Source organism: Paenibacillus sp. FSL P2-0322, from assembly GCF_037975315.1.
Lineage (GTDB): Bacteria > Bacillota > Bacilli > Paenibacillales > Paenibacillaceae > Paenibacillus > Paenibacillus polymyxa_B.
In genome coordinates this window covers 3915860-3936675 of record NZ_CP150243.1, presented here as the reverse complement: position 1 = coordinate 3936675, position 20816 = coordinate 3915860, and the positions used below count along the sequence as shown (strand labels likewise).

Annotated in this window: 16 protein-coding genes and 1 tRNA gene (1 of these 17 cut by a window edge); 13 read left to right on the top strand and 4 right to left on the bottom strand. The window is 44.3% G+C overall.

All coding sequences use genetic code 11. From position 1 onward, the window contains the following. Positions 1 to 42: 42 nt before the first annotated feature. Together MKY24_RS17270 and MKY24_RS17265 are read right to left on the bottom strand one after the other, a co-directional pair. Positions 43 to 1074, bottom strand: coding sequence for a glycosyl hydrolase (locus MKY24_RS17270; protein ID WP_023989401.1), 1032 nt, complete (start codon positions 1072 to 1074; stop codon positions 43 to 45). A gap of 31 nt (positions 1075 to 1105) precedes the next feature. Continuing rightward, positions 1106 to 1384 carry a hypothetical protein gene (locus tag MKY24_RS17265; RefSeq protein ID WP_028540506.1) on the bottom strand — a complete coding sequence of 93 codons (279 nt, stop codon included), beginning with the start codon at positions 1382 to 1384 and terminating at the stop codon, positions 1106 to 1108. Between the two features lie 353 nt (positions 1385 to 1737). Between MKY24_RS17265 and MKY24_RS17260 the strand changes: the two genes are divergently transcribed. The 3 genes from MKY24_RS17260 (at position 1738) to MKY24_RS17250 (ending at position 2547) form a co-directional block, all read left to right on the top strand. After that, a complete protein-coding gene (locus tag MKY24_RS17260) occupies positions 1738 to 1920 on the top strand; it encodes a hypothetical protein (RefSeq protein ID WP_023989399.1) in 183 nt (60 codons plus the stop codon). Between the two features lie 52 nt (positions 1921 to 1972). Then, a complete protein-coding gene (locus MKY24_RS17255) occupies positions 1973 to 2299 on the top strand; it encodes a YnfA family protein (RefSeq protein WP_023989398.1) in 327 nt (108 codons plus the stop codon). Positions 2300 to 2394: 95 nt separating this feature from the next. After that, positions 2395 to 2547, top strand: coding sequence for a hypothetical protein (locus tag MKY24_RS17250; RefSeq protein ID WP_023989397.1), 153 nt, complete (start codon positions 2395 to 2397; stop codon positions 2545 to 2547). A 76-nt stretch (positions 2548 to 2623) separates the two neighbouring features. Here MKY24_RS17250 and MKY24_RS17245 read toward each other — a convergent pair whose 3' ends face one another. Continuing rightward, positions 2624 to 2812: a hypothetical protein gene (locus MKY24_RS17245; RefSeq protein WP_023989396.1), complete on the bottom strand. Its 189-nt coding sequence runs from the start codon at positions 2810 to 2812 to the stop codon at positions 2624 to 2626. Positions 2813 to 2942: 130 nt separating this feature from the next. Then, positions 2943 to 3101, bottom strand: coding sequence for a hypothetical protein (locus MKY24_RS17240; RefSeq protein WP_013311032.1), 159 nt, complete (start codon positions 3099 to 3101; stop codon positions 2943 to 2945). Between the two features lie 247 nt (positions 3102 to 3348). Here MKY24_RS17240 and MKY24_RS17235 point away from each other — a divergent pair. The 10 genes from MKY24_RS17235 to MKY24_RS17190 all read left to right on the top strand — a co-directional run. Continuing rightward, positions 3349 to 3434: transfer RNA gene (locus tag MKY24_RS17235), tRNA-Leu, on the top strand. 337 nt (positions 3435 to 3771) lie between these two features. After that, positions 3772 to 4449 carry an MBL fold metallo-hydrolase gene (locus MKY24_RS17230; RefSeq protein ID WP_076158249.1) on the top strand — a complete coding sequence of 226 codons (678 nt, stop codon included), beginning with the start codon at positions 3772 to 3774 and terminating at the stop codon, positions 4447 to 4449. Positions 4450 to 4941: 492 nt separating this feature from the next. Beyond that, positions 4942 to 5463 (top strand): antiterminator LoaP, encoded by a 522-nt coding sequence (gene loaP, locus MKY24_RS17225; RefSeq protein ID WP_023989394.1) that lies wholly within the window; start codon positions 4942 to 4944, stop codon positions 5461 to 5463. 141 nt (positions 5464 to 5604) lie between these two features. Further along, on the top strand, positions 5605 to 6357 hold the full coding sequence (locus MKY24_RS17220; protein ID WP_023989393.1) for a 4'-phosphopantetheinyl transferase superfamily protein: 753 nt from the start codon (positions 5605 to 5607) through the stop codon (positions 6355 to 6357). A 49-nt stretch (positions 6358 to 6406) separates the two neighbouring features. Continuing rightward, positions 6407 to 6646, top strand: coding sequence for an acyl carrier protein (locus tag MKY24_RS17215; RefSeq protein ID WP_013310983.1), 240 nt, complete (start codon positions 6407 to 6409; stop codon positions 6644 to 6646). Next, positions 6643 to 7881 (top strand): beta-ketoacyl synthase N-terminal-like domain-containing protein, encoded by a 1239-nt coding sequence (locus MKY24_RS17210; RefSeq protein ID WP_339200505.1) that lies wholly within the window; start codon positions 6643 to 6645, stop codon positions 7879 to 7881. Before MKY24_RS17215 ends, MKY24_RS17210 begins: the two co-directional genes overlap by 4 nt. 15 nt (positions 7882 to 7896) lie before the next feature. Next, complete coding sequence (locus MKY24_RS17205; protein WP_023989391.1) at positions 7897 to 9159, top strand: hydroxymethylglutaryl-CoA synthase family protein; 1263 nt, start codon at positions 7897 to 7899, stop codon at positions 9157 to 9159. Continuing rightward, positions 9156 to 9917, top strand: a complete 762-nt coding sequence (locus MKY24_RS17200; protein WP_023989390.1) for an enoyl-CoA hydratase/isomerase — start codon at positions 9156 to 9158, stop codon at positions 9915 to 9917. Before MKY24_RS17205 ends, MKY24_RS17200 begins: the two co-directional genes overlap by 4 nt. Positions 9918 to 9962: 45 nt before the next feature. Continuing rightward, entirely contained in the window at positions 9963 to 10712 is a 750-nt protein-coding gene (locus tag MKY24_RS17195) for a polyketide synthase (RefSeq protein WP_023989389.1), read from the top strand. A 221-nt stretch (positions 10713 to 10933) separates the two neighbouring features. Beyond that, positions 10934 to 20816: the 5' portion of an amino acid adenylation domain-containing protein gene (locus MKY24_RS17190; RefSeq protein WP_339200504.1), read on the top strand. It continues 1256 nt past the right edge of the window; the window shows 9883 of its 11139 coding nt (coding positions 1–9883); its start codon is at positions 10934 to 10936; the stop codon falls past the right edge of the window.

Sequence of the window (20816 nt, the reverse complement as noted above, 5' to 3'; positions counted from 1 at the left end):
GCTTCCACTTTGCTCCTAGAGCGAAGTGGAAGCTTTTTTCTTTCAGCGTAGGGACTCATGAAGAAGGTCTCGTGTGATGATATTATTTTGGTTCATAAAATGTCTGATTGCTGCTTGTGAATTGGTTGCAGACAGCTCCTTTCCCCATGTCATGGCATAGGCCCAGGCTGGCTGATTTTGCAGCACCTTCGCACTTGGCAGAATATCACTTTCTCCGATTCCCATAGGCTTGCCCTGCGCAAGCTTTAGCAATTCGGTGTAGTAGGAGGGTTTGTAATCATTGTTATAGATATCAGCTGCAAGAATATCTACTCGGTTAATACCTGGGAAGGACAAATTATAGGGAGTGCTATATGCGTTTGGAGCATTGGGACTCCACACCCACAACAGGTTATCCAGATGATGGACATGAGTGAACCGATCATACATTAGATTCCACAACTTAGCATAATTTTGCTTGTTTCCCCACCAAAACCAGTTGCCGTTCATTTCATGATAGGGCCTCCATAAAACAGGTACATCCGCGTCTCGTAAGGTCTTAAGGGACAAAGCCACCTCATCCAGATCAGCGATCAGTTGTTTATATTGCGGGGTACCCGGCGTGATGTAACGATTAAATTCAGCTTGAGTAATTTTTGCTTGTACGTTTTTCCACGTTTTAGGTTTGCCAGGAAGCGCCTGATGGAAGGTAACAGCTACGATTCCGCCGTCCTGACTCCATTGGATAGCACTATTCACAACATGCTGACGTTGCTCTCGTAGGGCTGTACGGGACTGGTTAGCCAATCCTCCAAACTCATAGCCGTGAAGTCCTGCGTATTGTCCGCTGATTTGTTGTAGCTTGTTATTTTGTTCATCCGGTGCCTCTAAGTAATCATGCTGCCCGGAAATTAGCATATCATCCGGTACATTAGATAGGTAGGCAAGTAATTGCTTGGCTTTGGCAGAGGCCTGAACATTAATTGGCGGGGCGGCATCGGCAACAATGAATGATTGCTGAGAGCCGCTGAAGAGTAAAACAAGCATTAGCAGTAGCACCCTCTGTAACCAAAAGCGTGTTGAGTGAGATTTCATGGCGCTCCTCCTTTGATGCATGGTAATGGGATTAGTATTTTTCTTTTTGCTTTCTAAGCTGTATATAGGCGCTAATAATAATCACCAGCAGACTAATCGTGGCCCATCCATTGAATTCCTGTAAGTGTATCCAGTTATCCCACACAAGGAAACCTAAAATTACAACGAGCAAACCCATTGCAAGATACATTTTGGTTTGTGCTGGACGTTGGGTTCGTTTTGAAATCCAATGTATGATGCCGAGAACGATGGCTGCCTGAAATAAAAATATGCCCATCATCATTAAACTTGCTATAAAGATTGGGGACATCGGTATCCTCCTCCTGGGTTTACAAACAGAATATGCAGGTTGTAACCGGGATGTGGATTCTTAGATGTCAATTTAATTATAAGTTGAGTAAACAAATGAGCGCTGGTTACGATCTTGAACAAGTTGACTAAATTATACCATAACTACCGTCCTGCAATGAAAGACGTCTAAATACCCACTCTACCTTGATTCGACATCATACTTTATATTCAGCGAAATATTGACATATGGATGTACACTTCACATATATGAAGATGCAATCAGAAATATATGTGAAGTATATGCATAAGAGCAACGCGAAATCGACGGAAAAGTTTGGTATGATTAAAGTGGATTGAAAAGGAGGTGCTCTTATGAATGAAGAAAACAGACCATTCTCTAGGTCAGCAGATGCTGAAGGAGCCAAAGCGAACTTTGATGCCAATCAGCGGAAGCTTCTCTCCGAGGGAGTGCCTAGCTTATGGCGTCAGGTCAGCAACCTGCTGATTCTGGTTGGCGTGATTGCATTGATTATCCTTTTAGGTCGAGTGCTCTAATGAGATATCCAAAAAAATCGAAAAGAATTTGAAGAATTAGGGATGTGAAATGGTGTTAAAGGCAGCTTTACTTTTTATATTGGCTGGCATCGCTGAAATTGGAGGAGGATATTTGATTTGGCAGTGGCTGCGTGAAGGAAAGACATGGTATGTCGGACTTTGCGGCGGAGTAATCTTGGCTGTGTATGGAATCATTGCTACCTTTCAGGTTTTTTCCTCCTTTGGGCGTGTATATGCAGCATACGGAGGTGTCTTTATTGTTCTTTCCATTGCATGGGGCTGGTGGATTGATAAAAAGACACCCGACTTGTACGATTTCATTGGTGGATTGATTTGTTTGGTCGGTATAGCTGTAATCCTATTTCCGCGATCAGGATGATAGGACGAAAAACCCTATTTTATTTTTGAAAACATGACTATAGGTCTACAAAAATAAGCTTCATATTCCGAAATAGAACTTAAGGAGGGGGTTCTATGAACTGGAATCAAATGAAGCTTAGATTGAAATTTGGTAGTGCTGTACCGAAGAGTGAAGGTAATTTCTCTTTTGGTATCATGTGTGGACTCTTAATCAGCATCGTGCTGTGGATATCAATCATTGGCTGGATCATGCTGATCTTTAAGTGATTTTACGAAATCACTGTACATATCAAAACAAATGAATTAAGGACTGCTCACAAACCTGTGTCTTATTACCCATGCTTTATTTTGTGAAATCGTTACGTAACTTGTCTATCCCGCGACCTATGGCTTCATCAATCATATCAGTAGCAGCAGGTGTATCTGCATCGGTGTCAGGAATGCGATTAAATCCTGGCTCGCGCTTGTCCAGGGATTGTTTATGTTCGATTTGATCGTCAGTACGATTCTTTTCAGAGTTATTATCTCTCATAGCACATCACAGCTCCTTTTATTAGGCATATTCAGCTTCTATACTTTACATAAACGCTTGTGCTCCAGACTAAACGTTGATAAAAATAAAACCGGGAGGGAGTAAATCCCGCCCGGTACTTCCCAAACAACTAGCGATGCTCAATCAGATCAATCGCTCCCAGAACAACATGAGCCAGTCCGAAACCGAGAATGCCTGTAGCTGCAAGTTTGTACTTACTGCTCAGCAACACAGCGCCTGAAGCCGATACTACCGTTCCAAGAACAGCTGGAATCATACCTTCACGCATTCGTAACACCCCTTCTGGTAGTTTGGAAAGACGTTTATTAGTGTAATTCAAATGTGCACAAGTTATACAAAAAGAGAATTTTATTATTTTTTTTAAAAAACACTTTACAATTCGATAAAATTATCGTATTATATGTTGGTGCCCAATTGAACGACATTTACATAACGAGAACACTTTTTAATCAGATGCATGTTTCTCAGATACTTGTAAGACAAGTAAGTGTAAAGATTAGCGTTCCTAAATTTATGCCGGGGTGGCGGAATTGGCAGACGCACAGGACTTAAAATCCTGCGGTAGGTGACTACCGTACCGGTTCGATCCCGGTCCTCGGCATTCTTGAATTACCATGGACACATCAAAGTTAATTGAACGAAAATAACGCGAGGTTCTGTGTACCTGCGGAATACTCCGTAACAGGTATGTAGGATCAACAAAAACGTCTCACCGTTAACATACGGAGAGGCGTTTTTTGTTTTGGAAAAATTAAGCGATCTTGTAACAGAGAGTTGGAGCCTTTCTATTGCATCAATTGTTATAATCATAGGACAACGAAATTAGGCCTTTATAATTAAATAGTAAGTATTTCTAAAAAATGAAGTGGCCCAAAACCTTAAATCAGAATGTTGTTGTTTTTAATTAACTATTGGGAAGGTGGTTCGGTGAAGCTGATATGAATCTGACTTTTCATATGGAACAGTTAAGAGCCTGTTTTATGAATTTTATCAATTATGTATATTTTGTAATGGATGAGAAAACAAGAGACATAGCTATTGTTGACCCATCATGGGATTTATTAAAGGTAGAGTCCTATCTTCAACATTTGAATGGCGATCTCAAAGCGATACTATTAACTCACTCACATTGGGATCATATTAATTTGGTAAATCCACTCCTGGAAAAATATAACCCGCAGGTATTCATGTCAACAAACGAAATCGATTTTTATCATTTTAGATGTAGAAATTTACATTCAATTAAAGACAAGGATTCAATCCAGGTCGGTGAAACAGAAATTAAAAGTCTTTTGACTCCTGGACATACCGCGGGAAGTGTATGCTATCTTTTATCAGATCGCTTATTTACTGGGGATACAATATTCATTGAAGGTTGTGGCTTTTGTGACCCAAATGGAGGAAATCCAATAGAATTATATAATAGTGTTCAAAAAATAAAGCGAGAAATTGATGACTCTATTCAAATTTATCCTGCTCATTCATTTGGTAAAGCGCCTGGTTTTACACTCAATCACCTCATGGATGAAAATATTTATTTTCAATTTACGAGTAAGGAATCTTTTATTAAATTTAGAATGCGTCCGAACCAAAAGGGCCTGTTCGATTTCAAATGAGTCTGTATTGTGGCCCAGTTCTAATGGTGAGAGAAAATCTTAAATATAAAAAATAATACATAACGATCTATCATTTGTCTGTGCCCCAGATGCTCAAGTTAACTAGAGTAAAACACTCGGATCAGTTCTTTTATAAGCCGCCAGAAACGTTGAAGCTGTATTCGAAAGATAATAATGACTTCAAATTAAGCATTTTCAGAAAGGTTTGCGAATCCAATCTGAACTTGGCCGTTTCCAATCAACTGTGAATTGACAGGGTTTGAGTAGAGGATTATAATGGAAAAACATTATTCCAATTATATGATTATATGAAAAATAAAGGAACTTTTCTGTGGTTAATCGCTGGCGGGTCACGTTAACCATCAAAGAGGGATATATCGTGAGAGATTGTAGCTTATCAAGTAGGATAAGTGAAAGGGCGAAGCTATGTATATGGGTAGTAGACATTATAGGAGATGATTTGGCAGTACGTTTTTATAGGAGATGAGTTAAGTGAGCTGGTACGTGTTTTTTGTGCGAACGGGTAGGGAAGAACAGGTCAAGCAGCTTATTAATGAGTGGTTGGATTCTGAAGTCTACAAACCCTTTATACCACTCCAAGAGAGACTCTTTAAAGTAGCAGGAATAGTAAAGAAAGAATGGGCTCCTTTGTTCCCAAGCTATGTATTTATTGAGTCGAATTTACCTGACTTGCAGTTCGTAACCAGTACAAATTCAATGATTTGCACTTCTAGTGATATCATTCGTTTATTGAGATACTCGAAGTTTGAAGCTTCAATGAGAGATTCGGAGAAACAAATGTTAGAAAGTCTATGCAATGATAGCTATTGTATAGAATCATCAACTGGAATTATTGAAGGAGACAATATATGTATCCTAGATGGCCCACTTAAAGGAAGGGGGAGTATAGTTAAGAAAATAGATAGACATAAACGACAAGCGGTCATTCAGTTAGAATTTATGGGTGATATCAGGTTAGTGAGAGTAGCTTTGGAAATTATAAGTAAGGTTTAAAGTGGAGAACTCGTGACGAGTTCATACTCCATGAGGAAGCTTTCAGAACCCTTAAGGGATTTGAAGGCCTTTTTTGATTTGGACTGCTAAGTTAGTAGTTTACTAGGGGGGATATGCGTAGCCTCGTATGCAGAACAACTAATGTTGAAGCGGGAAGATGCCGTGATGAAGGCGGCCGTCAGTTTTGTCCATGCAGATTATAACGCAGACGCTCCCCTTGATCGAGAAGTCTTTCATTCGGATGAGTGTAGTTACTTCGAGAGTTTGGTATTCCATCGGCGGAAATCCAACTTTGTGCTTGGCAGGCTAAGTGCCAAACAAGCAGTTTCGGTGCTGTTAAGCGAGCCAGACCTGCGCAACGTAAGTGTGGAGTCAGGTGTCTTCGGCCAGCCCATGCTTCGAATCAATGGTGTCCACAGCTATCAGGTGAGCATTGCCCACTGCGACTATATCGGAGCGGCTGTTGTTTTTCCCGAAGCACATCCCATGGGCATTGATATTGAGAGGATTGATTCTAAGCGAAATAAGACAATTGAAAGCCAACTGACGGTGGAAGAAAAGGAAAGAATCTCTGTCGTGCGGGGAGTAGGGGAGTACTCAGCTTTATTGACGGTTTTTTGGACAGTGAAGGAGGCCCTGTCGAAAATATTACGTACAGGTTTTACAACATCGCTGCATGTACTTGAAATGAATGAGACCAGGTTTGTGGATGGATACTTCCAAAGTACATTTTCACATTTTCCACAATATGCTGCCCAGTCTTACCAGTTAGGTGACTATATCTGCACGATTGTAGCACCGAGGAAGACGGAATGGAGTATGAATACTTCTCGGCTTTATGAAAAATTCAATGCAAGTTTTCATCGAAATCCGTTTGTAGATCATGTTTACTGAACACTAGGTTTGTTGAGTTTTAAATCATTTATTTTTTAGGAGGATACCTATGCATAAGGAAGAAGTATTCGATATCGTTAAACGTTGTATTCGTGAAGTGCTTCCCGAATTACAAGATCACACGTTCGAGTATGGCGATCGATTGGTGGATTTGGGTGCAGATTCAGTAGATCGGGCTGAAATTGTAAACAAGACGATGGAAACATTATCTCTTAATATTCCGCGCGTCGAATTGTCCGGCGTGAAAAATATAGGGGAATTGACAGATGCACTTTATGCGAAATTATGAAAAATTATGAAGAGTCTGAGTTAGTCGTTACGGGGATTGGCGTGACTTCGGCGATTGGGCAGGGGAAGGCTGCTTTTGCCTCGGCGTTGTTCAAAGGGCAGCATGCATTTGGCGTCATGCAACGCCCGGGCAGAAGAGGTGAAGCTTCATTTATAGGTGCGGAGCTGCCACCCTTGTCTTATCCGAAGGCATTATCCAAACGAATGTTACGTACAGCATCATTTTCGGGGCAGGTGGCCATGGTAACCCTTCAAGAAGCCTGGGATGATGCTCAATTGGATAACGTTGATCCTAGCCGTATTGGACTGGTGGTTGGAGGCTCCAATTTTCAGCAACGGGAGCTATTTCAGACTTATGAGGCCTATCGGGACAAAATGTGCTTTGTACCGCCGACCTATGGGATTTCCTTTATGGATACTGATTTGTGCGGACTATGTACCGAACAGTTCGGTATTCAGGGGTTAGCTTATACCGTCGGTGGTGCATCCGCGAGTGGACAAGTCGCAATCATTCAAGCAATTGAGGCCATTCAAGCAGATCGTGTTGATGTTTGCATTGCAATGGGGGCATTGATGGATATTTCGTATATGGAATGCCAGGCATTGCGATCCTTGGGAGCGATGGGAAGCGACCGATATGCCGATGAACCTGCAATGGCGTGTCGACCATTTGATCAGTCGCGGGACGGGTTCATCTATGGGGAATCTTGCGGGGTTGTAGTCATAGAACGGGCCGATTCTGCCGTGAGGCTTCGGGAGAAACCTTATGCCAAACTTGCAGGATGGGATATGGGAATGGATCGAAACCGGAATCCCAATCCCTCCTACGAAGGCGAAGCCCGAGTGATTAGAAGAGCTTTGGAGAAAGCAAAGCTGCTACCGGAAGAGATTGATTATATTAATCCCCATGGGACAGGCTCGGTCGTTGGAGACGAGATAGAAATAAAGGCATTACAGGATTGTAAATTGTCACATGCCTATATCAATGCAACTAAATCCATTATCGGTCACGGCTTGAGCGCGGCAGGAACTGTTGAAATTATTGCTACTCTTTTACAAATGTCGGAGTCGAGACTTCACCCTACCCGTAATTTGGAGGAGCCTATCCAATTGGACTGCAATTGGGTGAAGAATGAGTCCGTACCAGCAATTATTCACAATACTATGAATCTGAGCATGGGCTTTGGTGGAATCAATACTGCCATTTGTATGCAAAAATGTGAGTCGCGTATTTGAGAGAGGGGGACGATTATGGTTGTCGTGGGAATTGAGGCAATGAACGTTTTTGGTGGCTCTGCCTATCTGGATGTTATGCAATTAGCCCAACACAGGCAATTGGATCCTGCAAGGTTCGAAAATTTATTAATGAAAGAAAAGGCGGTTGCCCTACCTTACGAAGATCCAGTTACCTTTGGAGTAAATGCGGCAAAACCGCTGGTGGACGCTCTTTCAGAAGCGGAAAAAAACCGAATCGAAATGCTTATCACCTGTACGGAATCAGGTATTGATTTTGGGAAATCAATCAGTACATATATTCACCACTATTTGGGGTTGAATCGGAATTGCAGATTATTCGAGCTCAAGCAAGCCTGCTATTCCGGTACTGCTGGACTCCAAATGGCGGTGAATTTTATTCTTTCTCAGGTCTCGCCAGGAGCAAAAGCGCTTGTAATTGCCAGTGATATTTCACGATTTATTGCTGCTGAAGGCGGGGATGTCTTGAGTGAGGATTGGTCTTATGCTGAGCCAAGTGGAGGCGCAGGGGCCGTGGCAATGCTCATTAGTGAAAATCCTCATGTTTTTCAAATCGATGCAGGCGCTAATGGATATTACGGCTATGAGGTGATGGATACTTGCCGGCCGATTCCAGATAGCGAGGCTGGGGATGCAGATTTGTCTTTAATGTCCTATCTGGACTGTTGCGAGCAAGCGTTTTTGGAATACCAAAAACGGGTGCAAGGAGTGGATTATAAAGATACCTTTCAGTATCTTGCCTTTCATACTCCTTTTGGCGGAATGGTAAAAGGAGCGCATCGCACGATGATGCGAAGGTTGACTAAATCCAAACCAAATGAGATTGAGGCAGATTATTTACAACGTGTTAAGCCCGGATTGGCGTATTGCCAACGAGTCGGTAATATTATGGGGGCGACTTTGTACCTCTCCTTGGCAGGTACGATTGATCAGGGTACATTCGATGCTCCAAAGCGAATCGGCTGTTTTTCCTACGGGTCAGGCTGCTGCTCTGAATTTTATAGCGGGGTTGTTATGCCGCAAAGCCAGGAACATCTGCGGCGTTTTGAAATTGAGCGTAATTTGAATGATCGCTATCAGTTAACTATGGATGAATATGAATCCCTGCTAAAAGGCAGTGGCGCTGTACGGTTTGGAACCCGCAACGCCAAGCTGGATTTTCAATTGATTCCGGGGGTGATAGCTTCCGGGAAAGGGAGACAGCGGTTGTATTTGGAAGAAATCTATGAATTCCACCGTAAATACAGGTGGGAATCATGAGTTATCAAACGATTCAGGTTCGGTTTCAAGAATCGATTTGTTATATTCGCTTTTACCGACCGGAGGCAAATAATACGATTAATAATACCCTCATCGAGGAGTGCTTGCATGTACTTGCACTGTGTGAGGAGTCAGTTACGATCGTAGTTTTGGAAGGTTTGCCGGAGGTGTTCTGTTTTGGCGCGGATTTTGAGGGAATGCGTGAAAAAGTGGAAAGTGGACAAGAACATGCAATGAGTCCAGAGCCTATGTATGATCTGTGGTTAAAATTAGCAACTGGGCCCTATATCACGATTTCTCATGTGCGAGGAAAAGCAAACGCTGGTGGCGTCGGATTTATTGCTGCCAGCGATATTGTGATAGCCGACGAGACGGCACAGTTCAGCTTGTCAGAATTGCTATTCGGACTTTTCCCTGCTTGCGTTCTACCATTTTTAGTCCGCAGGATTGGATTCCAAAAAGCGCATTATTTAACACTAATGACGCAGCTCGTTTCGGTTCAACAGGCCCATGTATGGGGGTTGGTTGATGCGTACGATGCTCAGAGTGAGATGGTGCTACGCAAGCATTTATTACGCCTCAGACGATTGAGCAAGCATGGGATTTTACGCTACAAGCGCTTTATGGATGAACTCAACGATTTGCGTCAGTGTAAACCACTAGCGTTGGCGTCCAATCAAGAGGTGTTTTCAGACGCTCAAAATCTTAAGGGCATTTTCCGATACGTTGAAACGGGGCAATTTCCGTGGATGGACTGATGGTCTACGCCACAAGATGGGGATGTAGGAGGGAAGAAGATCATAATGTCACAATCCGTGGTTGAATTACTTGAAATCGAACGAGGTATTATTCAAGTGAAAATGCAAGATAGAGTTCATAAAAATACATTTACGCTTGAAATGACCCATGGACTAAGACAAGCGTTCAAGACGATCCAAGAAGATTCAACCTGCAAAGTCGTAATTCTAACAGGATACGATAATTACTTTGCCACGGGTGGGACGCAAGAGGGACTGTTGGCTTTACATGAAGGAATCTCGAAGTTTACCGATGAAAATATTTACTCACTTGCATTGGGCTGTAAAGTTCCAGTGATAGCTGCTATGCAGGGACATGCGGTGGGCGGAGGCTTTGTAATGGGGCTATTTTCTGACTTTGTAGTCCTAAGCAGGGAAAGTGTGTACACGACTAATTTTATGAGATACGGATTCACACCGGGAATGGGTGCCACGTATATTATTCCTAAAAAACTAGGGTTCAGCTTGGGAGAAGAGTTATTGTTAAATGGGGGCAATTATCGAGGTGTTGAACTGGAAAAACGGGGAGTTCCATTTCCGACCCTGCCCCGCAAAGAAGTGATGGGCTATGTAATGGATCTTGCCCGGCAGCTAGCCGAGAAACCCAGATTTTCTTTAATCACGCTAAAGGATCATTTGGTTGCTCCACTCCGGGAACAGCTTCCCAAAATCGTAGAACAAGAGCTTATCATGCATGAGAAGACCTTTCATCAAGCGGAGGTTAAAGAACGAATTATCAACTTGTTTGGAAAATAACCAAATAGAGATTCGTTGAACGCCTTTGCGGTTGTTCATGCGAACCAGCAACGAGTGTGAAAGAGGCATATAGCCTTCCTCATCACTCGTTTTTTCTTTGATATATTTTAGCAGGCAACTCCTGGCAATGCTTCAAACGTGAATAATAGCTCAAAATGGACAGGGTGATAAGCCTTTAGCTCATGTTATATAAACTTTGTGTTTTGAGGAGTTGGTGGAGAATGATGCGAAAACATGACCAAACATGGAACCTTGATATTCCGATCGCTTCTTTTATTGAAACTTGCCGGAAATTTCCTGAAAAAGAGTTATTTACGTTTGAGAAAGAAGGCCAGAGTCCTCAAATTCTTTCCGGAAATACGCTTCTACATCAAATACAGGCTTTGGGCAATATCCTATTGAAAGAACTGGCTGAGCAGGAACGGGCACTTCTTGTATTTCCTCAGGGTCTGGAATATATCAGCAGCATGCTGGCATGTTTTTATGCAAATATCGTGGCCATACCTACACCTATTACAGATTCGGAGCCGGATGAAAAAATCTTTGAGAAGATGATGCCTATCTATAGGGATTCCCAAGCCGTATGTATCATAACCAATACGGACTTCAAAGCATTTCTCCAAACACGGAGGGAGTTTAATTCAATCCGTATCCTGAATATTGATGAAATCTTTCAAGAAGACACCGTTGACGTTGAGATAGAGATGAGAATGCCAGCGCCGCAGGATACTGCTCTTTTGATGTATACATCGGGCTCGACATCCTTGCCAAAAGGCGTAATCCTCAGTCACAGCTGTGTGATGAATCAGGCCAAGGCCGAGCAATGGAGAATTGACCGGAATAGTCGTGTCGTTTCCTGGACGCCGCAATTTCATGCTTTTGGACTGCATAACAATATTTTAGTCCCACTTTTAAACGGGGCGTCGAGCATTATTCTCCCGCCAGAAAGCTTCGCTAAAAATCCGGAAAATTGGATTCATATGATTGACAAGTATCAGGCTACCCATACGGCAGCGCCAAATTTTGCGTTCGATTATTGCTGCTCCACACTGGACATAGCTTCAATTAAGCAATATTCACTTCGCCATCTCCAAGCGATTATATGTGCAGGTGAGCCCATCCGGAAGGAAACTTACGAGAACTTCATCCATAAATTCCGGGAATTAGGGCTACAAGAGGATATATTTTGTCCCCTCCTTGGCTTATCGGAGCTGTGCCCTGTCGCCAGTATAAAACCAGGTCAGTCGATGAGATTCCTTAACTTGGATATCCCTAGCTTGGAGCAACGAAGAGTCCAATACACGGATGAAAAGAATAAATCGAAGTCCGTAGTGAGCTGTGGGGAGATTGAAGATCCGACGCAAATACGAATTGTTCATCCTGAAAGGCATACACAATGCTTACCGGAGGAAGTCGGCGAGATTTGGATTAAATCCGCACGGATGGCAGAGGGATATTTAAACAGGAAGGAAGAAACGAATAGCACTTTTGAGGTAGCCCTTTCAGATACAAAAGAAGGCGGCTTTTTTCGTTCCGGGGACCTTGGCTTTATTGCGGATAATCATATCTATGTCATCGGTAGAGAGAAGGAAGTCATCATTATTCGCGGCAAAAACCATCATCCCGTCGATATTGAATGGACCATCCAAAAAAATATGCCAGAGTTGACCTTGCCCATCGCTGTATTTTCCTCTGAAATCAATGGTCAGGAAAAAGTAATCGTCGTACAGGAAATTGAAGCGCCCCTTCATGAGCAGGAATATAAACGTCTGGTCGAAAACATACTGAATGCCGTATCCAATACGCATCAACTTGAAATTTACGATATCTATTTGCTGCTTAAGGGAAGTATACCCAAAACGGGAAGTGGGAAAATCCAAAGAAAGATCTGCCGCAATGCTTATATCAAACAAGAGCTTCAAGCACTTTATCAATATCGGAGTGCGTTCTCACTATCACATTCGAATATGGAAGAAACCGCCGCAGAAAACCATGACAGTACCATAAATGCCGTTTCATTGGTTCAATCGAAGATTCAGGAGTATATAGTGCAATTTTTGTGTTGGGAACTGAATCTCAAGCACGAGGAAATGAATTTGAATACAAATCTTCATGGTTATGGCATCGATTCTATTCTTGTCATGAAGCTTATACGCGGCCTTGAGAAGTCCTATCCGATCAAGGTCAAAGCAAGAGAAATTTTAGAGAACCCGACGATTCAACTATTATCGGCATATTTAGCCCAAAAGGTGGAAGAAGATAAATCCACTGTACAGGTCAATACTGAGAAAAATTCGCTCAGTTTCCGAAGGAATCCGCTTTCTGAAGTTCAGAAAGGGTTGTGGCTATTACATAAAATGTCCCCTGAGATGAATGCTTACAATATACCAATATGCCTCCGGTTTAATACGAAGATTGAGATTGAGAGCATTAAACGGGCTTTTCACATCGTTTTAGAACAGTATCCTATTTTAAAAAGTGTGATTGAAGAGGAAAATGGGATACCTTATCAAAAGCTGCAGCCCACGCAGCCGCTTCATGTGCAAGTGGAGGATATTTCAGCCTTGGAAGCAGATGAGATTATTCCATTTATTAGGGATAAAGCGAAGCAACCATTCGTGCTGGAACAGGATCCTTTGATGCGTATTTATGTTATGTCCAGATCTGAACAGGAACATTTCATACTGGTTGTCATCCACCATATTATTTTTGATGGAAGTTCTTTCGGCATGTTTACACAAAGCTTTTTAGATGCCTATAAAAACGTGGTACAGGGAAAGACATCGACAGTGTTTCCACCCGCAGCGAGCTACGGCGATTTTGTTAAATGGGAGCAAACGATGTTAGCGAGTGCAGAAGGGGAGAAGTATCGTTCCTACTGGACACAACAGCTGTCAGGTGCTTTACCGACCCTGGAGCTGCCATATGACCGCTCTGTTTTTCCGGCTCAAAGCATGGAAGCACAAACATATTCCAAGCCGCTTCCGCTTAAATGGGTCAAACGGGTAAAGTCTTTTGCCCAAGCGCAATATACGAGCTTGTCTACAGTCTTGTTAGGTATGTATACGGTATTGCTTAACCAGTATTCGGGACAGGAAGATATCATTGTTGGAATGCCAGTTATGGTGCGCCCGGAGCAGCGTTTTGATAATTTAATCGGCTATTTTGTCAATATGCTTCCAATCCGGAGTCAGATATCGGAAACAGAGACATTCCTGGATTTCATGAAAAAATTGCAGCTGACAGTAGTCGATGGAATGGATCATGCCTCGTATCCTTTTCCGGCTCTGGTCCGAGAATTGAATGTGCCGCGGAAGCAGACGAGCTCACCTGTTTTCCAAGCAGCCTTTTCTTATCAAAACTTCCTTCCAACTTCAAGCTTTCAGCAGCTTTGCAAGCCATATAAAGATATCTTTTTCGTCGAATTGGTTGAAGAAATTCACCAGGAAGGCGAATACGAGTTGGTATTGGAACTGCAAGAGCAGGAAGAGGAAATGATATTAAATATTAAATATCGCTCCAATTTGTTCGATCATTCAACCATCATACAGATGGCAGAGCGTTATATAGAATTAGCGGAAGCACTTATGGAGAATCCCGCTTGGCCCTTGGAGGAGCATTCCTTACTCTTACCAGAGGAAAAGGACATCATCCTTAATGACTGGAATGCTACCGGAACAAGTTATCCTGATAAGTGCTTCCCTGAATTATTCGCAAAACAGGCAAGAAAAACACCTGAAGCTATTGCAGTTGTATATGAAAAGGAATCGCTTACCTATGGGGAACTAAAAGAAAAGAGCACTTTACTGGCCTTATATTTGCAGAAACATGGGGTAACTCCTGATACTCTTGTGGGGATTTGCATGGAACGTTCTTTAGATATGGTGATTGGGCTGTTAGGAATCCTGATGGCCGGTGGAGCCTACGTACCGCTCGATCCGGAATATCCGGAGGACCGATTGGAGTATATGCTTCAGGATTCCAATGTTTCACTGGTTATTACGCAATCGGGGTTGTTGGAGAAAGTATCACGCTTGGAAGGGAACAACGTTAGCTGTATTGTCCTTGATAAAGACTGGGATCATCTGAAAAGTGATGTGAAGGGTAGAAAGACAATCAAACGGGAAGTGCAACCTCACCATTTGGCATATGTGATATATACCTCTGGAAGTACAGGGAAACCCAAGGGGGTCATGATTTCACATAAAGCGTTGACCAACTTTCTTATTTCCATGGGAGAGCAGCCCGGTTTAACAGAGCAGGACAAACTACTTGCGGTGACAACGTATTGCTTTGATATAGCGGGACTGGAATTATATCTGCCTTTGATTAAGGGGGCTCAATGCTATATTTGCAGCTCCAAAAACATAAAGGATGCCGAAAGACTTAAGCGGGAAATTCAAAGAATAAAACCGACAATCATGCAAGCTACTCCTGTGACTTGGACTCTGCTCTTTCAAGCCGGCTGGAAGAACGAAGAGAACATGAAAGTTCTCTGCGGAGGGGAAGCCCTTTCGGAAACGTTGAAATCTTATTTTGTTCATAACAGCTGTGACGCATGGAATATGTTCGGTCCGACTGAAACCACAATTTGGTCTACAATTCAAAAGATCGACGCTGATAAGCCTATTTCGATCGGTAAGCCTATTGCAAACACCCAGATTTACATTTTGGACAAACATCTTAGACCTGTGCCTGTTGGTCTTCCGGGAGAGCTTTTTATTTCGGGCAGCGGATTGGCCAGAGGCTATTGGAACCAGCCAGAGCTTACGGCTGAAAAGTTCATAGACAACCCATTCAATCCGGAAACCAAGCTCTACAGAACTGGAGATTTATGCAGGTGGCTTTCGGACGGCTCTATTGAGTATGTGGGACGGATGGATTATCAAGTGAAAATTCGCGGGTTTCGGATCGAGCTGAGTGAAGTTGAAGGTCAGGTCAGAACATATCCAGGAATCGATGATTGTGTCGTGATTGCCAAGGAACAGGAGGGAAATAAGCAGCTTATTGCCTACTGTTTGCTGAACAATTCCGAGTCCGGTAAGCCTCCTCTTGATCCGAAGGAAGTGCGAAACTATTTAAAAACTTTCTTGCCTTTTTATATGATACCAGCATTTTTTATAGAGCTAGATAAGCTGCCTTTGACCCCTAATGGGAAAATAGATCGAAAAGAATTAATGAATCGCAGGATCGAGTTAGCAACAACAAGAAAGATCCATTTACCACAATCGGATGTTGAACATCAGGTTCTAACGGTATGGAAAAAACTTCTGAATGTTGATGATCTAAGTACAGATGATGCTTTCTTTGACGTAGGTGGGAATTCTTTTTCAGCAGCAGAGATGATCGGAAGGGTCAAGGAATTGTTGGAATGCGATATTTCGGTGACAGCATTGTTCAAGTATCCGACAGTTAAGGAACTCAGTGCCTACATTACAGAAACAAGAAGCGAGAATGTTGATTCTCAAACGGAACAATCACATTCACCGGAACAAACAGATACAGCTGAAAATACAGCCTTACCGAAAATGGTTTCAGGCGAAGATGACCTCGAGCTATCCTACCCAGATTATTTTGAGGATAGTCTCGCAATTATAGGGATTTCATGCCATTTTCCGGGGGCCAAAAACCATGCCGAGTTTTGGAGCAATTTGAGGGCAGGGGTGGAGAGTGTCCGCTTCTTTTCCGAGGAAGAATTGGTTGGATTAGGGCTGGAAAAAGAAATCGTCGGGAATCGAGGCTATGTTCCCGGACGATGCACAATTGAAGGAAAAGAGTATTTCGACCCTGAGTTTTTCAGCTTATCACAGAAAAATGCAGAGTTTATGGATCCTCAAATGAAATTGCTGTTGCAGCATTCATGGAAAGCCGTTGAGGATGCTGGCTATATTAGCAAAGAAATTCCTGAAACCAGCGTGTATATGTCGGCAAGCAGCAGTTTCTATCAAGCATTTATCCCAAATTTGGCGTCGCAATCACCTAATGTCCTGAAGAACGCGGATGAATATGTAACCTGGATTTTAGCACAGGGTGGGACAATTCCTACTATGATCTCTCATAAATTGGGATTTAAAGGTCCGAGTCTGTTTGTGCACTCGAACTGCTCTTCCTCATTAGTAGGATTGCGTCTGGCTTCGCAAAGCCTGTTATCCGGTGAAGCCAAATACGCTTTAGTCGGAGCATCCACGATCTTTCCTTTTACCAGTGTAGGCTATGTGCATCAACCCGGCTTGAATTTTTCCAGTGACGGACATATTAAAGCCTTTGACGAGTCGGCAGATGGAATGATTGGCGGAGAAGGGGTTGGGGTTGTTCTACTGAAGAAAGCGCCAGATGCCATTAGAGACGGTGACCATATTTATGCGCTTTTACGGGGAGTAGGTGTGAACAACGATGGAACCGACAAATTAGGGTTTTATGCCCCAAGTGTCAAAGGTCAGGCTGAGGTTATTCAGAAGACGATAGAATCAACCCGAATTCATCCCGAATCTATCAGTTATATCGAGACGCATGGAACTGGAACAAAATTGGGCGATCCTGTTGAATTTGCCGCCTTAAATGAAACGTACAGGCAGTATACAACCAAAAAACAATTTTGCGGTATTGGATCGGTCAAAACCAATATCGGGCATCTGGATACTGCAGCAGGTTTGGCGGGGTGCATTAAAGTTGCTTTAAGCTTATACCATAATGAGATTCCTCCTTCACTTAATTACGAAAAACCAAACTCTGATATCAATTTTCCTGATTCACCCTTTTATGTTGTTGATAGTCTCCAAAAATGGGAGAAGGCGTCGTCTCCTCATCGGGCGGCGTTAAGCTCCTTTGGAATAGGCGGAACTAACGCTCATGCCATTTTTGAACAATTTGCAGTCAATGCTGAATCAGAACGATTTAAAGATAGTTCTGTGAACGAAGAAGCTGTCTATCTGATTCCATTATCTGCAAGGCATCATCATCGGCTTAAAGTGTATGCACAAGAGCTTTCAGATTTTTTGATAGCTTCTGAAGACATTAATTTGTCGGATGTATCCTTTACGCTTCAGACAGGACGAATGGCAATGAAAAACCGGGTAGCTTTTATCGTAAAGAATACGAGCGAGCTGGTACAAAAGCTCCAATCGTTCACGAATGAACAAGAACCTATCGAGGACTGCTGGAGGGGAGAAAACAATCAGTCAAAAGATTCAGTGCAATTATTTGAACAGGAAGAAGTTTTCAAGGAATTAATGAGCAAATGGATTGCAAATCGTGAAATGAACAAGCTGGCAGAGTTGTGGACCAAAGGCTTCTATATAGATTGGCGATTGCTATATTCCAATGTCATACCGAAAAGAATAAGTCTACCTACGTATCCTTTTGCTCAGGAGCGCTGTTGGGCTCCTGAGGTTGAGGCCGGAGCAGTAAGAACCGAAACAGTGGATGCGCCTGCGATTAGCCGTACACTGCTATTTGAGCCTGCCTGGAAGGAGCAGGACGTACCACTGGAAGCCGAAGCCCCTGACTATGATTGGCGAATGGTCTTGCTTTGTGAGCCGGAAGAAGCTTTGCACGAGCGACTCGAAGCGAGCTTGAATGGAGCTGCGCAGGTGCTTGCCTTTCAATCCGGAAAAGGCCGGGTCGATGAGCGGTTCCAGGCCTATGCTGTTCAGGCCTTTGAGAGCATCCAAAGTATGCTCAAAGACAAGCCGAAGGGAAGAGTATTGGTCCAAATTGTGGTGCGGAACGCCGGGGAAGGACGGCTCTTTTCGGGACTTTCGGGACTGTTGAAGACAGCCCGTCTGGAAAACCCGAAATTCATCGGGCAGCTGATCGAAGTGGATCAGGGAGAACAGGCGGAAGGTATCCTGGCGAAGCTGGAGGACAACAGTCGAAGCCCGATGGATGGCTGGATTCGCTATGAGGAAGGTCAACGGAAAACCGCTTTTTGGAGCAGGCTCGAAACATCTGGGCAAAAAGAGGAGCTTCTATGGAGAGATGGTGGGGTCTATCTGATCACCGGCGGCTCCGGCAGTCTGGGGCTACTGATTGCAGAAGAGATTTCCCGGCAGACGCGAGCAGCGACCTTCATTTTGACGGGGCGGTCGCCGCTGGACCAAGACAAGCAGACGAGGCTGCAGGAGCTGGAGGCTTCAGGGGCCAGCGTGGTGTACAGGCAAGGCGATATCACCGATAGGAAGACGGTTATCGATTTACTGAACAGCATCGAGCAGGAATATGGGCGTGTCCATGGGATCATCCACTGTGCAGGGGTGATTCAAGATAACTTCATCATCAAGAAAACAAGGGAAGAATTTATAGAAGTGCTGGGACCGAAGGTGAGCGGACTGGTCCATCTGGATGAGGCAAGCAGTGGCCAGAACCTGGACTTCTTTGTGCTCTTTTCTTCCATATCGGGTAGCCTGGGCAATCCGGGACAGGCTGATTATGCGACCGCTAATGCCTTTATGGATGCATACGCCGAATACCGGAACGCACTGGTAGGGGCCAAGCAACGGCAGGGACAGACGTTATCTATCCGCTGGCCGTTATGGAAAGAGGGCGGAATGCGGATCGATGCGAATTCGGAACAGATCATGACGCAAAACATGGGCATTACAGCCATGCAGACTCGGTCGGGAATGAGGGCGTTGTACCAAAGCTTGGCCTCCGGCAAGGAGCAGGTGATGGTCATGGAAGGGGAGCCCGAGAAGATCGAGACCTACCTGACGAAAGCTTTCTCACAGGCCGGTGTCCGTGCCATCCAGGCAGCTGTACCTAACCAGGCAAGCGTACCTATGCTGGATGCAGGCTTGCTCTACGACAAAACCTTGCATTGTCTCAAGGTGCTGTTTGGAGAGGTGACCCGGCTGAGCGTCAGCAGCATTGAAACCCATGAACCGCTGGAAACCTATGGAATCGACTCGATCATGATTACCCAGCTCAATGCCAAGCTGGCGGGCTTCTTTGGAGAACTGTCCCAGACGCTGTTTTATGAGTACCAAACCTTGCGTGCTTTGACGGAATATTTTGTGGCGGAATACCCACAGGAGTGTATGCAGTGGGCCGGGATGAGCCATGACATGCAGCCTGTAGAGGAAATACTTGCGGCACCGCTGTACGCCGAGGAAGAGGCCGTGCCGGCTGAGACAAAGGCGGCAGCGAAGCCTGTCCGAAGCTTGGCCGGGTCTGCTCCTGCGGAAATGCGTGAACCAATAGCGATCATTGGGATGGCTGGAAAGTATCCCTGGTCCAGGGACATGAACGAATATTGGGAAAATCTAAAAGCAGGGAAGGACTGTGTCACCGAAATCCCGCGTGAGCGCTGGACGATGGAAGGATTCTTCCATCCTGATCCACAGGAAGCGGTGGTGAATGCAAAAAGCTACAGCAAATGGGGGAGCTTTATCGAAGGATTTGCAGAATTCGATCCGCTGTTTTTCAATATTGCGCCACGGGAAGCACTCGGTATGGACCCGCAGGAAAGGCTGTTCATTGAAGCCTGCTGGGAAGCACTGGAGGACGCGGGCTATACTCGGGAGCAGCTTGCGGTGCGGCATAACCGCCAGGTAGGCGTATTTGCCGGAATTACTAAGACGGGCTACGAACTCTATGGGCCGGAATTATGGAAGAAGGGAGCGCAAATATTTCCCCAAATATCCTTTAGTTCGGTAGCGAATAGGATTTCGTACCTCTTTAATTTGCAAGGGCCAAGCATGCCGATCGATACGATGTGTTCGTCCTCGTTGACTGCGATTCATGAAGCCTGTGAGCATCTGTACCGCGGAGAATGCGAAATGGCTATTGCAGGCGGAGTAAATCTGTATCTCCATCCGCTCAGCTATGTAGGACTTTGCGCCAACCACATGCTGTCGATAGATGGGCAGTGCAAGAGCTTCGGCAAAGGAGGCAACGGGTTTGTCCCTGGAGAAGGCGCGGGGGTCGTCCTATTAAAGCCGCTGTCCAAGGCGATCGCTGATGGGGACCTCATCCATGCGGTGATCCGGGGGACAAGCATCAACCATGGAGGCAAGACCAACGGCTATACGGTGCCGAATCCGACAGCCCAAGGGGAACTCATCCGGGCGGCATTGGAGCGAGCGGGGGTCCATGCGCGGACGGTCA